Annotated in this window: 12 protein-coding genes; 4 read left to right on the top strand and 8 right to left on the bottom strand. The window is 60.2% G+C overall.

Translation table 11 applies throughout. The features are described 5' to 3' along the window. Positions 1-114 precede the first annotated feature (114 nt). Positions 115-2,301, top strand: a complete 2,187-nt coding sequence (locus tag HHJ18_RS14265; protein WP_296916317.1) for a kelch repeat-containing protein — start codon at positions 115-117, stop codon at positions 2,299-2,301. A 441-nt stretch (positions 2,302-2,742) separates the two neighbouring features. On the opposite strand, the gene glxR is transcribed toward HHJ18_RS14265, so the two are convergent. From glxR to HHJ18_RS14225, 8 genes are all read right to left on the bottom strand, one after another. Next, complete coding sequence (glxR, locus tag HHJ18_RS14260) at positions 2,743-3,630, bottom strand: 2-hydroxy-3-oxopropionate reductase (protein WP_296916314.1); 888 nt, start codon at positions 3,628-3,630, stop codon at positions 2,743-2,745. Between the two features lie 52 nt (positions 3,631-3,682). After that, positions 3,683-4,465 (bottom strand): 2-dehydro-3-deoxyglucarate aldolase, encoded by a 783-nt coding sequence (gene garL, locus HHJ18_RS14255; RefSeq protein WP_296916313.1) that lies wholly within the window; start codon positions 4,463-4,465, stop codon positions 3,683-3,685. 36 nt (positions 4,466-4,501) lie between these two features. Then, positions 4,502-6,076, bottom strand: coding sequence for a galactarate dehydratase (gene garD, locus HHJ18_RS14250; protein WP_296916311.1), 1,575 nt, complete (start codon positions 6,074-6,076; stop codon positions 4,502-4,504). Between the two features lie 30 nt (positions 6,077-6,106). Then, positions 6,107-7,396 (bottom strand): TRAP transporter large permease, encoded by a 1,290-nt coding sequence (locus HHJ18_RS14245; RefSeq protein ID WP_296916309.1) that lies wholly within the window; start codon positions 7,394-7,396, stop codon positions 6,107-6,109. Beyond that, positions 7,387-7,875, bottom strand: coding sequence for a TRAP transporter small permease (locus HHJ18_RS14240; protein WP_296916307.1), 489 nt, complete (start codon positions 7,873-7,875; stop codon positions 7,387-7,389). Before HHJ18_RS14240 ends, HHJ18_RS14245 begins: the two co-directional genes overlap by 10 nt. Before the next feature lie 106 nt (positions 7,876-7,981). Then, positions 7,982-8,953 carry a TRAP transporter substrate-binding protein gene (locus tag HHJ18_RS14235; protein ID WP_296916305.1) on the bottom strand — a complete coding sequence of 324 codons (972 nt, stop codon included), beginning with the start codon at positions 8,951-8,953 and terminating at the stop codon, positions 7,982-7,984. A gap of 31 nt (positions 8,954-8,984) precedes the next feature. After that, on the bottom strand, positions 8,985-9,884 hold the full coding sequence (locus HHJ18_RS14230) for an SMP-30/gluconolactonase/LRE family protein (RefSeq protein WP_296916304.1): 900 nt from the start codon (positions 9,882-9,884) through the stop codon (positions 8,985-8,987). Positions 9,885-9,889: 5 nt separating this feature from the next. After that, the gene (locus HHJ18_RS14225; RefSeq protein ID WP_296916303.1) at positions 9,890-10,699 is read right to left on the bottom strand and encodes an NAD(P)-dependent oxidoreductase; all 810 of its coding nucleotides are present in this window, start codon (positions 10,697-10,699) and stop codon (positions 9,890-9,892) included. Between the two features lie 166 nt (positions 10,700-10,865). Between HHJ18_RS14225 and HHJ18_RS14220 the strand changes: the two genes are divergently transcribed. The 3 genes from HHJ18_RS14220 to HHJ18_RS14210 all read left to right on the top strand — a co-directional run bounded on the left by HHJ18_RS14220 (position 10,866) and on the right by HHJ18_RS14210 (position 13,699). Beyond that, the gene (locus tag HHJ18_RS14220; protein ID WP_296916302.1) at positions 10,866-11,738 is read left to right on the top strand and encodes a FadR/GntR family transcriptional regulator; all 873 of its coding nucleotides are present in this window, start codon (positions 10,866-10,868) and stop codon (positions 11,736-11,738) included. A gap of 32 nt (positions 11,739-11,770) precedes the next feature. Then, positions 11,771-13,147 (top strand): enolase C-terminal domain-like protein, encoded by a 1,377-nt coding sequence (locus tag HHJ18_RS14215; protein WP_296916300.1) that lies wholly within the window; start codon positions 11,771-11,773, stop codon positions 13,145-13,147. A gap of 228 nt (positions 13,148-13,375) precedes the next feature. Beyond that, positions 13,376-13,699: a winged helix-turn-helix transcriptional regulator gene (locus tag HHJ18_RS14210; RefSeq protein ID WP_296916298.1), complete on the top strand. Its 324-nt coding sequence runs from the start codon at positions 13,376-13,378 to the stop codon at positions 13,697-13,699. The last annotated feature ends 234 nt before the right edge of the window (positions 13,700-13,933 follow it).

Genomic DNA, 13,933 nt, shown 5'->3' with positions numbered 1-13,933 from the left:
TATCTAACCAATTTCTTTTCTCTAATATTTGTATAGGACTCGACAAATTGTCAGGACCTAGGGGCGTGAAATGCAGCGCTCTATCTTTTGGTTACAACGTTTAGGAGAAGGTTCATGACAATACATCGCAGCCTAAAGGCCCTCTTTATGGCATTTTTTATGTCGCTACTCGCCGCTTGCGGCAGCGGTGGTGACGGCGGGGGGGGTGGGCCGGTCGTCGAGGCGCCCAAACTGTTGTCCATCCAGATTGCGCCGGCAACTATCACCAAGGCAGTCGGCCTGACGCAGCAATACACCGCGACGGGCACTTTCACCACCGGCCCAACCCAGGACATCACCGCCTCCGTGGTGTGGGCGTCCAGTAGCCCCACTACGGCAACCATCAACGCCAGCGGTCTGGCCACGACGAAAGCGGTTGGATCGGCCACCATCAAGGCATCGCTCGGGGACATCAGCTCTCCTGCAGCGACCCTGACGGTAAACGGCGCCACGCTGCGATCGATTTCGATCTCACCGGCGGGCGCGAGCAAGGCTGCAGGCCTGACGCAGCAATTCACCGCCACGGGCACCTTCGATGTCGGCCCCACGCAAGACCTGACGAGCTCTGTGACCTGGACCTCCAGCGACATCACCAAGGTGACTATCAACGCCGCCGGTCTGGCCACCACCAAGGCTGCCGGTGCATCGTCCATTTCGGCATCGCGCAACGGGGTCAATTCCAACGTTCAAACACTCACTGTGACCGCCGCCACGCTGGTTTCCATCGCTGTGACACCGGCCGCTGTCAGCAGGCCTTTGGGTTTGACGCAGCAATACAAGGCCACAGGCACCTATTCCGACGGTACGACGCCCGATATCACTACCAACCCAACGGTCACCTGGCTTTCAAGCGACACCAGCAAAGCCACCATTAATGCCGCCGGTCTGGCGACTACGGTGGCAGCAGGTGTTACCAACATCACGGCGTCGCTCAGCCCAGTCACATCTAGCGCCGTAACGCTCACGGTCACCGGTCCAGCGCTGGTGTCCATCCAGGTCACGCCGGCCACCGCCAGCGATGCCGCCGGTTTCTCACGGCAGTTCACCGCCATCGGTACGTTTGCATCGGGCCCGCCGCAAGATGTCACTACCTCGGCGTCGTGGGCCTCGAGCACCGCTGCAGCCACCATCGGCGTTAACACCGGTCTGGCAAAAGCGGTGTCGGTTGGTACGCCCTCCATCACGGCGACGCTCAACTCGATTTCCTCGAACGCCGCAACCTTCACCGTGACGGCAGTCACCCAATGGACAGCTGCGGCTTCGTTGGCCACTGGACGCCGCTTCCACACGGCAACCGCGCTGGTAGACGGCACGGTGCTGATGGCTGGTGGTAACGTCACTAACTCAACACGTACGGCCACGAGCGAAACCTATGTGACGGACGCCTTTACCACTCGCGGCAACATGGGGACTGCGCGCGGCTTGCACACCGCCACCCGGCTGGGCAACGGCACGGTACTGGTTGTTGGCGGAGATGACGGAACGAACGCCCTCCTCAGCAACGAGCTTTACGCGCCCTCGACAAATGTTTGGACTGCGGCGACGTCAATGGTCACCGCGCGCACCAAACATACTGCAACCCTGCTGCCAGACGGCAAGGTATTGGTAATTGGCGGCGTTACCGGGACGACCGTCGCTGGCGCATCCACCGCCACCGCCGAAATCTATAACCCGGCCGGGGCCGGCACATGGACGCCTGCGGCTTCAATGACCATTGGACGTTCGGCGCACACCGCCACCTTGCTGGCCAACGGCAAGGTAGTGGTCATAGGCGGTGAAAGTGCTCAGGGCAAACGGGCCAGCATTGAAATCTACGACCCGGCATTGAACACATGGACGACCCCAAGCGCTGTATTGGCAACCGGCCGTTCCGATCACGTGGCAACCGTGCTTGCAGACGGTAAAGTTCTGGTGACCGGCGGGTTCAACTCCACCAGCGCGCCCATCACGGAAAGCCAACTTTACGACCCGACGGCTGGCACTTTCGGTTCTGCAGCCTCGCTGGCGACGGGTCGCGTTTTCCACTCAGCAACATTGCTCAACGGCAGGGTGCTGGTGACCGGCGGCTTCGGCGGGGCGGGCCTGGTGGGCAGCAGCGAGGTGTATGACCCGGCGACCAACGGGTGGGTGCTCACGGGTGCATTGGCTAACCCGCGTGCAGCGCACACGGCAACCTTGTTGTCGACCGGCAGGATTCTGGTAACCGGCGGTCTGGATGTGGGGGGCGCCAGTGCTTCCTCCATCACCAGCGAGTTGTATTGATTGAGGCGCTAACCCAGCGTTAATCCAGCGCTAAACGACAAAAAGCCGGAGCAATCCGGCTTTTTGCTTTTTCGGGTTCCGCCTATTTGATGGACCGCCGCATCAACTTGGTCGCATTCCCTCTCTGCATGCATGATGACTCAGGAGTAGCTGCTTTCACCCCGGCGTAAATCTGGCCGGTGTAGGCATAGACCGAATCGACCCGCAGGGTCGTCCGTGAGCTCTGGATAACGAAGGCGACGCTGCGGAGCTGGTCCACCGGCGCAACGTTTTGCTATTATTTTAATAGCTGTTTACGCAGGTGCTGATTGGGCTACAGGCCTTTTTTATCCTAAAATCACCGTAAAAACCGACAGAAAAGCCGGATCAGGCTTTTGGCGACAACCAGCATGACAAGTTTGGTTAGCCAAGATGCCTCGCCAGCCCCACCCCAAAAAAAAATCAGGCCTTGGCCACCTGATGGTCGGCCATTAATTCGAGCGCGCGCACCAGCGCCGAATGGTCCAGGTCTTGCATGCCGTTGGCGCTGCAGACCTGCATCAGCTGAGCTGCGCCGGCAGTTTGTGGCAGCGCCAGGCCAAGCGTACGCGCGCCGGCCAAGGCCAGGCCCAGATCTTTTTGGTGCAGGCCGATGCGAAAGCCGGGATTGAAGGTGCGCTTGATCATGCGTTCGCCATGCACCTCCAGAATGCGCGACGCGGCAAAGCCGCCCATCAGGGCCTGGCGCACCTTGGCGGGGTCGGCGCCGGCCTTGCTGGCAAACAGCAGGGCCTCGCCGACTGCGGCGATATTCAAGGCCACGATGATCTGGTTGGCCACCTTGCAGGTTTGCCCGTCGCCATTGCCGCCTACCAGCGTGATGTTCTTGCCCATCAGCTCGAACAGCGGCTTGACGCGCTCGAACACCGCGTCGGGACCGCCCACCATGATGGTCAGGCTGGCGGCCTTGGCGCCCACTTCGCCACCCGACACCGGCGCGTCGAGGTAGTCGCAGCCCAGGGTGTTGATTTTTTTGGCGAATTCCTTGGTCTCCATGGGCGAAATGGAACTCATGTCCACCACGGTTTTTCCTTTGCCGAGGCCGGCGGCCACGCCGTTTTCAGCAAACAGAACGGTCGCCACATCGGGCGTGTCGGGCAGCATCAAAAAGAGGATGTCGGCCTTTTCTGCAACCTCTTTGGCCGACTTGCAGGCCCTCGCCTGGCCGGTCAGCAAGTCGGCAGGTACCTTGCTGCGCGTGTTCAGAAATACCTCGTGGCCGGCTTTCACCAAATGCGCGGCCATAGGCGCACCCATGATGCCCAGACCAATAAAACCCAGTTTGCTCATGGCAACTTCTCCAATCGTTGGTTAATAGTTGGTTTAAAGACGGTTTGTTCAATCAATCCCGGTAGCGCTCACGCAGGCCCTGCATGGCCGCGCGAAAGCCGCCCAAATCACTTCCAACGCCGACAAAGGTCGCGCCCATGGCGATGTAGCGGCGCGCATCGACCTCGACCGGCGCCAGAATGCCGGTCGGTTTTCCGCAGGCTTTGGCATCGGCAAATACGGAGGCAATGGCGGCCTGCACATCGGGGTGGCCGGCATTGCCCAGATGGCCGAACGCCGCGGCCAAATCGGACGGGCCGACGAAGACGCAGTCGACACCGTCCTGCGCGGCAATCTCGCGCGCTGCCGCCACGCCGGCTCGGCTTTCGATTTGCACCATCACGCAGATCTGCTCGTTGATGCCCTTGAAGTAGTCCGGCACGGTGCCGTAGCGGTTGCTGCGCTGCGCCACCGAGACGCCGCGAATGCCCTGCGGCGGGTAGCGCGTGGCCGCCACGGCGCGGCGTGCTTCGTCAGCACTTTCGACAAACGGCACCAGAAAGTTGTAAAAGCCGGCGTCCAGCAGCCGCTTGATTTCCACTGCGTCGTTGCTGGAGGGACGCACCACGGGCGCGCTCATGCTGTCCTTGAGCGCCATCAGTTGCGGAATGAAGGTGGCTACGTCGTTGGGTGAATGCTCGCCGTCCAGCAAAATCCAGTCAAAGCCGGCCACGCCCAGCACCTCAGTGGTGATGGCGTTGGACAGCGAGGACCAGCAGCCGATCAGCTTTTTTCCGACCAGCAGATCGCGCTTGAAGCTATTGGGAAAAGATTGGTAAGGGGTTGCTTGTGTCATGAGATTTCGCTTTAAAAAAGTGATTGAAGCGGATGTTCAGGTAACCGGCGCCGGGTTAAACAGCACCAGCGCGTTGTGCAGCTTCCAATGTTCGGCCCAGGTTTTCTTGCGGCCGCTGGCTACTTCGAGCATGAAAGTAAATAGCTCCCAGCCCACGTCTTCTATCGTGGCGTCGCCGTCGGCAATGCGGCCGGCGTTGATATCCATCAAGTCGTGCCAGCGCCTGGCCAGATCGGTGCGGGTAGCGACCTTGATCACCGGCACCTCCGCCAGACCGTAGGGCGTGCCGCGACCGGTCGTGAACACATGCAGGTTGATGCCGGCTGCAAGCTGCAAGGTGCCGCAGATGAAATCGCTGGCGGGTGTGGCGGCGTAAATCAAACCTTTCTGCCTAACTTTTTCGCCCGGCGCCAGCACGCCGTTGATGGGCGCGCTGCCGGACTTGACAATGGATCCCATGGCTTTTTCGACAATGTTGGACAGTCCGCCCTGCTTGTTGCCGGGCGTCGTGTTGGCGCTGCGGTCCACCTGCCCTTTTTGCAGGTAAGCGTCGTACCAGGCCATTTCGCGGATCATCGCCTGCGCCACTTCCGGGCTGCTGGCGCGCGCGGTCAGTTGGTCAATGCCGTCGCGCACCTCGGTGGTTTCGGAAAACATCACCGTGGCACCGGCCCGCACCAGAAGGTCGGTGCAAAAACCCACAGCGGGATTGGCGGTGACGCCGGAAAACGCATCGCTGCCGCCGCACTGCACGCCCACCACGAGTTCGCTGGCGGGCACGGTTTCGCGCCGGCGCGCATTGAGCCGCTGCAGATGCGGCAAGGCTGCCTGCATGATCGAATCGATCATCGACATGAAACCGACATGATTTTCAGATTGCAGACACACCACATCGAGCATTGCATCGGCATTGACGCCCACATCGGCCACATTTCGTTCATCAACAATCTGAATGGTGCCGGGCGGCAGCAGGCGCTCGGGCTGCAGCTTTTCGCAACCCAGGCTGACCACCATGACTTCGCCGCCAAAGTTGGGGTTTAACGTGATGTTGCGCAGCGTGCGGATCGCAATGATGGCATCGGGCGCGTCAATCGCCACGCCGCAGCCGTAGCTGTGCTCCAGCCCCACCACATCGTCCACATTCGGAAAGCGGGGCAGCAGTTCTTCCTTGATGCGCTTGACGGCGAACGCAACCACGCCGGCTACGCACTGCACGGTGGTGGTGATGGCCAGGATGTTGCGGCTGCCTACCGAGCCATCGACATTGCGGTAGCCCTCAAAACTGTAACCGACAAGCGGCGGCATAGGCGCTGGCTTCACGGTCGCGATGGGCAGGTTGTCCAGTCCGCGCGCCGACGGCAACTGCAGCAACCGCTCATGCACCCAGTTGCCAGCCGAAATATCTTTCAGTGCGTAGCCGATGGGTACGTTGTAACGCAGCACCGCAGCGCCCTTGGGAATATTCACCAACGCGAGCTTGTGCCCCTGCGGCACACGTTCGCACAGCCTCAAGCCGTCAGCAAAAATTGCGCCGGCAGGCAGGCCGCCATCGTTGGCAACGATGGCCACGTTGTCGTTACCATGCATGCGGATGTAGAGTGGATCGGTCATGGTTCAGCTTTTTTGAACGAGATGTCAGGCTCATTTGTACAGCGACGGCAACCACAGCGAAAACGCCGGCACGTAAGTCACCAGCAGCAAGCAGATGCCTAGTGCGCTGTAGAACGGGGCAATCGAGCGCATCACCTGGCCGACGGATATCTCGCCGATGGCGCAGCCGACAAACTGCACCGAGCCGACCGGAGGCGTGTTGAGGCCAAGCGCGCAGTTGATCAGCATCACGATGCCGAACTGCACCGGGTCCATGCCGAACTGCATCGCAATCGGCATGAAGATCGGGGTGCAGATCAAAATGGTTGCAGCCATGTCCAGGAAGGTTCCGAGGATGAACAGCAGCACATTGATCATCAAAAAGATAACCCAGGGCTCGCTGCTGACCGACTTCATCAGCTCGCCGGTCAGTTGCGGCACTTCATACAAGGCCATGAAGTAGCCAAACGCGGACGAGATGCCAATCAACAGCAACACCACGCCGGTGGTTTTGCAGGCCTTGGCGCAGGCCTTCATGAAGTTGTGCCATGACAGTGTCTTGTAGACCACCGTCGTGATAAATAACGCCCAGGCCACCGCAATCGACGCCGATTCGGTGGCGGTGAACGCACCCGACAAAATGCCGACCAGGATGATCACCACCACCAGCAGGCCTGGCAGAGAGGCGCCAAAGGCCCGCAACACCTCACCCCAGCCGGGAAAGGCGCCGCGCGTCGGGTAGCCGCGCTTGACCGCCACATAGTAGGCCGCGCCGAGGTTGCACAAGGTCAAAATCAGCGCTGGAATCAGGCCTGCGAGGATCAGGCTCAACACGCTGACCGACGCAATTCCCGAGGTCGCGAGCGTGAAGATGATCATGTTGTGTGAGGTCGGCATGATGGCGCCGACCAGCGCGGAATGGGTGGTGACGTTAACCGCGTAGTCGGCGTCATAACCTTCTTTTTTCATCAGCGGAATCATCACTGAACCCATGGCTGACACATCAGCCAGAGGCGATCCGGCAATGCCGCCGAACAGCGTGCAGCCGATCACATTGCTCATGCCGAGGCCGCCGCGCACATGGCCGACCAAGCTGTTGGCAAAGCGCACGATACGGTCGGCAATACCGCCGTAGAGCATAAGCTCGCCCGCGAAGACGAAAAACGGAATCGCCAGGAACGAAAACACCTGCATGCCGCCAACCATCTTCTGAAACACCACGGCAATCGGCAGGCCTGCGGCAATGATGGTGGCCACCGACGACAGGCCAATGGCAAACGCGACCGGCACACCGATGACCAGCAAGAGCGTGAAACTCAGGGCGAGTACCGTCAATTCCATGCCGGCTCCACTTTTTGGCCGCGCAGCAGCGCAATCACATGTTCAATCGAAAAAAGCACGATCAGCACGCCGGCAATCACCATCGGCAGGTAGTCGATGCCGTCAGGCACGGGCAGCATGGGCTTTTTTTCGTCCCATTTGGCAACCATCCACAACCGGCCGCCGTACACCATCAAAGCGCCAAAGGATCCGACGAGAAAATGGATCAGGATTTCGATGCGGTGCTGCCATTTTTCAGGCAGCAGCACGACCAGCGACTCAAGGCCGATGTGGCCAGCGTCGCGCACACCCACCGCCAGGCCGAACGCGGTGACGAACAGCACCAGCAACAGGGCCAGCGCCTCAGCCCAGGTCGGTGTGTCGTTAAGGATGTAACGCCCGAACACCTGCCACTGTACGCACAGGACGACCGCGAGCAAGCCGATCACGGCCAGGATCAAACTGAGCTTGGACAGCGCCGTGCAAAATTTTGTGTACATGGATATTTTTTGGTCGACCACTTGCAGCGGCGCTCACCCTCGCGCGAGCGAGGAAATGGCCCGTATCCTCTCCCCTGCAGGAGCGGATCAGGCCGCATTAACAGTTTTACTTGGTGTCCTGGACGGTCTTGACCAGACGCTTCATGTCGGGCGTGGTCATGAACTTGTCGTAAACCGGGCCCATCACGGCCTGAAACGATTTCTTGTCCACCTCGACAATCTCGGCGCCTGCGGCCTTCACATTTGCCAGCGACTTGGCCTCCTGCTCGTCCCACTTCTGGCGCTCGAATGCGACCGACTCCTTGGCTGCAGCGCGGACCATGTCCTGCTCGGCCTTGGGCAGCTTGTCGTAGACGATCTTGGACATGACCAGAATCTCGGGTGCCATCGAATGCTCGGTCTTCGAATAAATCTTCACGGCTTCAACATGCTTGGCCGTGTCGAACGAGGGGATGTTGTTCTCGGCGGCGTCGATCAACCCGGTCTTCAGGCCGGTATAGACCTCACCGTAAGGCATGGGCGTGGCGTTGGCGCCCATCGCGCTGACCAGCGCTACCCAGAGGTCCGATTGCTGGACGCGGATTTTCAAGCCCTTGGCATCCGCCACGGTCTTGATTGGCTTCTTGGCGTAGATCGAGCGCGCGCCGCTGTCGTAAAACGCCAGGCCGATGAAGCCGGCGCTTTCGCAACTCTTTAAAATTTCGTCGCCAACGGGGCCGTCAAGCGACTTGCGCATGTGTGCGATTGAGCTAAAAAGAAAGGGCATGGTCGGTACCTGGGTCAGCGGGCAGATGGCGTTCATCGGCCCGACATTGACGCGCGTGAAGTCGAGCGCGCCGATCTTGACCTGGTCAATCGTTTCCTTTTCACTGCCCAGCGCCTGCTTGTTGAAGACCTTGATCTTGTGCTTGCCACCGCTTTTCTTGTTGAGCAACTCGCTCATGTACTTGACCGCGGCTACCGTGGGGTAGTCGTCGGCGTTGTGTGTATCGGCCGAGCGGAACTCGGTTGCCTGGACCGCCAGCGGCGCCATGGCCAGGGCAGTCGCAACAGCAAACAATGTCTTTTTGATCGTCATGTCATCCTCAGGAGTGGTGGTTGGAAAACTTTTAATTTTGAAACGCTGGCTCAGGCAGCCCGCGCACGCCGGGCCTGAGCGCAAACACCCCGCCGGCCAGCGGCTGGTCGGACAGGTCTATCCCTTCTGGGCGTATCGATGTGACAAACAGGGTGTCGAGACCGGGGCCGCCAAAAGCGCACATGGCTGGTTTCTTGACCGGCACGGACAGTGAACGGTCTAGCTTGCCGCCCGGCGTGAAGCGGTGAACCAGGCCGGCGTCGTTGCCGCAAATCCAGTAGCAGCCGTCGGCATCGACCGCCGCGCCATCAGGCCGACCGGGCAGCGGGTTCATGTCGATGAACAGCTGGCGATTGGACGGCGTTCCAGTGGTCGTGTCGTAGTCGAAAGCCCACACCGATTGGACCGATGGGTGGGAATCAGAAAGGTACATGGTGCGGCCATCGGGGCTGAAGGCCATGCCGTTGGGCGTGATGAAACCGTCCAGCAGCTTCGTCATAGCACTATCTTTTTGATAGCTGTAGACGCAGCCTGCACGGGCGCCAGCGGCCATATTTATCAACATTGTGCCGGCCAGAAAGCGGCCCTGGCGGTCACAGCGGCCGTCGTTGAAGCGCATGCCTTGCAGGGCATGGCTGACAGGTGCGAGACTTTCAAAACCGAGTTGTTCATCGGCTTGCGGCGTCAGCTGAAAAATGCCGCTTTCAGTGCCGGCGATCCAGCCGTTCGCAGCCGCCATGGGCGCAATGCAGGCCAGCATTTCCGGCGCCAGCCAGCTGGTCTGCTGTCCCGTGGCCAGCGTCCAGCAGTTCAGCTTGCGCGCTGGAATATCGACCCAGTACAGTGCCTGCTCCGCCGCATGCCAGACCGGGCTTTCGCCCGTTGCGTTGCGCGCATCCAGAATCAACTCAGCCTTTGACGTGTCGCTCATGATGCTCACCAGCCAAACGGGCCAGCCATCACGAAAGCACCGCCCTGATACTGCGCCACCGGATCTTTCAAATCCGGCGCCTTGGTGCGTGCATAAATGGCATCGCGAAAAATATCCGAGCTGTCTTGCGGCACATAACCGATATGTCGCGCCCGGCTGTTGTCCCACCAGGTGACGGCGTTGTCGGACATGCCGAAAATGATGCTGTGGCCCAGCACCGGCGTCGTTAAACAGGCGGTGATCAGGCGGTGCAGGTCGTCAAAACTCAGCCAGGTGGCGAGCATGCGGCGGTCCTTCGGTTCGGCAAATGAGGAGCCAATGCGAACACAGGCGGTTTCGATGCCGTAGCGGTCAAAGTAAAAGCGCGACAGGTCTTCACCAAACGCCTTGCTCAGCCCGTACAGGCCATCGGGGCGGGCCGGATGGTCGGCGGTGATGGTCTGATCCTGCCGGTAAAAGCCGGTAACATGGTTGGAACTGGCGAACACCACGCGCTTGACGCCGCGCTTGCGCGCTGCCTCGTACAGGTTGTAAAGCCCCAGGATATTGGCCTGCAGGATGGGGCCGAACGGGCCGTCAACCGACATGCCGCCCAGGTGAACGATGGCGTCCACCCCCTCGACCATGGCGTCAACCGCGGCCGCATCGGACAGATCGGCCAAGATGATTTCCTCAGCGTCAGCCGCTTCGCCAAAAGCCTGAATATCGGACAAGCGGAGCATCGAACAATTGGCCTTCAGGCGCTCCCGCAAGGCCTTGCCCAAGCCGCCTGCGGCGCCGGTTAACAGCAGTTTTTCATGGACTTTGTTCGTCATCTTGGTATTTCGGGCCTGGCGTTTCTAATGGGAGGGCAACTACTGGACTAGAGTTTTGCTGGACATTTTTTTTAAGCTTGTTAAAGTCGCTCCAAAAGCTCAAGTCATCAGTTGTCTGATGACTTGGAATTCTCCCTATTGCTCTTTTACTTGTCAACGATTTTTCATGCCCTCAAGGAAAACCCCTAGTCAACCTGAAACCAGCCCGACGCCCGGCCGTGCCGGGGAGCCGTTGCGCACGCGCCGACCGCGCGGGCTGGGCGCAGAGATCGTCGACAGCCTGGCCGCCGGCATCCGTGACGGGCAGCTTCAGCCGGGCGACAAGCTGCCTACCGAAGCCGAGATCATGGCGCGCTTTGACGTCAGCCGCACCGTGGTGCGCGAGTCGCTTTCCCGGCTTCAGGCGTCCGGCCTGGTCGAAACCCGTCACGGCATCGGCACCTTTGTGTTGGCGCCCCAAGATGCCGGCAATTTCAAAATCAGCGCGGAAGACTTTGCCACCGTGGCCGATGTCATTGCGGTGCTGGAACTGCGCATGAGCCTTGAAACAGAAGCCGCCGGGCTTGCCGCCCAGCGCAGAACACCCGACAACCTGAAGGCCATGGAAAACGCCCTGCACGCGTTCGACGACTCCATCAGCCGGGACTCCGACGCCGTGCCGCCTGACTTCCAGTTTCATATGGAAGTGGCCCGCTCCACTGGCAACCGGCATTTTGCCGACCTGATGAACTACCTGGGCACCATGATCATTCCGCGCACCCGGGTCAACACGGCCCTGAGCGCGCCCGAAGGTCGCCTCAATTACCTGCAGCGCATCAATGCCGAGCATGAAAGCATTTACAACGCCATCCGCGACCAGGATGCAGAGGCGGCGCGGGCCGCCATGCGGACCCACCTTTCCAACAGCCGGGAACGCCTTCGCAAGGGCAACAATGCCCACACCATGCAGCCACAGAACGATCCCGCAGCCGCCCAGATCCCAAGGCCGCAGGCCAACGCCACGGGTACGCAAGAAGGCATCAAGTTGTACGACAACTGACCAATAAAATTATCAACCCTTCCGCAAACCTCATGCCTGCCTCAAACACTTCCAACATCTCACCGAGCACCGCACGTCAAACACCACGCATCACCCAAGTTCAGGTGATTCCGGTAGCCGGACGGGACAGCATGCTGCTAAACCTGAGCGGCGCGCATGGCCCTTTTTTTACCCGCAACCTGTTGATCCTGACGGACAGTTCCGGGCGCACCGGTGTTGGCGAAGTTCCGGGCGGCGAGAAAATCCGCAACACGCTGGAAGATGCGCGTGGACTGATTGAAGGGCAGTCGATTGGCAACTGGAATCAAGTCCTCAACACGCTGCGCAGCAGCTTTGCCGAACGCGACAGCACAGGGCGCGGCAACCAGACCTTTGACCTGCGCGTGACCATTCACGCCGTTACGGCGGTGGAATGCGCCCTGCTCGACTTGCTCGGCCAGTTTCTGGGCGTGCCGGTGGCGGCGCTGCTCGGTGAAGGCCAGCAGCGCGATTCGGTCGCCATGCTGGGCTATCTTTTTTACATCGGTGATCGCCAGCAAACCGGCCTGGACTACAACTCAGAGCCCAACGCCAGCGATACCAGCGACGACTGGCTTCGCTTGCGCCACCAGCCCGCCATGAACGCCCAGGCCATCGTAGCGCTGGCCGAAGCGGCCTATCAGCGCTACGGTTTCAAGGATTTCAAACTCAAGGGCGGCGTGCTGCGCGGCGAGGAAGAAATCGAAGCCATCATTGCCCTGCATGAACGCTTTCCGGACGCCCGCATCACGCTGGACCCCAACGGCGGCTGGCTGTTGAAAGACGCCATTCGGCTGTGTCGAGAGCGCCACCGGGAACTGGCCTACGCCGAAGACCCCTGTGGCGCCGAAGGCGTTTTCTCGGGGCGCGAGGTGATGGCTGAATTTCGCCGTGCCACCGGCCTGCCGACGGCGACCAATATGGTGGCGACTGACTGGCGCGAACTGGCTCATTCGATTCACCTGCAGTCGGTCGATATTCCGCTGGCTGACCCGCATTTCTGGACCATGCAGGGATCGGTTCGCGTGGCGCAGATCTGCCAGACCTGGGGGCTGACCTGGGGCTCACACTCCAACAACCACTTTGACATTTCGCTGGCCATGTTTACTCACGTAGCGGCAGCCGCGCCCGGCAAGGTCACGGCCATCGACACGCACTGGATCTGGCAGGACGGCCAGCGCCTGACCAAAGCGCCGCTGCAGATTGTGGCTGGCCGGGTCCTGGTGCCGCAGCAGCCCGGCCTGGGCGTCGAGCTGGACATGGCCGAGGCGGACAAAGCGCATCAGCTTTACCGCGCGCACGGACTCGGTGCGCGCGACGATGCCCTGGCGATGCAGTCGCTGATTCCAGGCTGGAAATTCAACCCCAAGATGCCTTGCATGGTTCGCTGAGCAGCCGAGGCTCTTGTCGGGTCGTGCCTGCGTTGGCAGAAAGCTTCTGGCACGTAACTTGCGCCACTTTGGGCGCCTCTCCGCATTCGGGTTTCACAAGGTTTTTGGCCGCTAGTCCACATCCAGCGGGCGTTAGCAGCTATTAAACTTGTAGCAGTTCCAAATTTGCGTTATATTTGGTTCAAGCTTTCCGCTTACCGACCAACTGTGACCAGAGGAGATAAACAGATGAGTGCCAAAGAAAATGTAGCTGTAGGCCAGTTGCTTGAGCTGCTGGAATCGCGTTATGCACTGCGCGTGCTATGGGCCCTGAAAGACGGCCATCCCCAAACCTTTCGCCTTCTGCAAGACAGCATTGGCAACATCACGCCCAATACCCTGAACACTCGCATCAAGGAATTGCGCGCGGCCGGCCTGCTCGGTCACGGTAGCGATGGCTACAACGTCACCTCGCTGGGCGCGGACCTGCTTAAGCGCCTGAACGAGTTGCAGGCGTTTGCCGGCAAATGGGCCGCCAGCCAGACCAAGGTCAGCGCCATCAAGAAAAAATAGTTTTTTGTCGCGTTCAACAAAGACAGGCCGAGCGCCTGTCTTTTTTTTGAGCCGTCAAGACAGCGTTGCGGTTTCGAAAAATTTGGACAGACCGCCTGAGCCGCGGGATGGCATCGATTGAGCACCGGGCACAGCCCCTACAATTCAAAGCCGACTGCTTCAGGCCACCCGATCTGACCGGTGTAAGCGCACATCCGGACGCCACACCAGACAACGGTTAAAAAATTCCGGCCA

It is taken from the genome of Polaromonas sp., from assembly GCF_012927455.1.
Lineage (GTDB): Bacteria > Pseudomonadota > Gammaproteobacteria > Burkholderiales > Burkholderiaceae_C > Polaromonas.
Note: the sequence above shows the minus strand (reverse complement) of the source record. Positions and strands in the feature narration are given on the sequence as shown.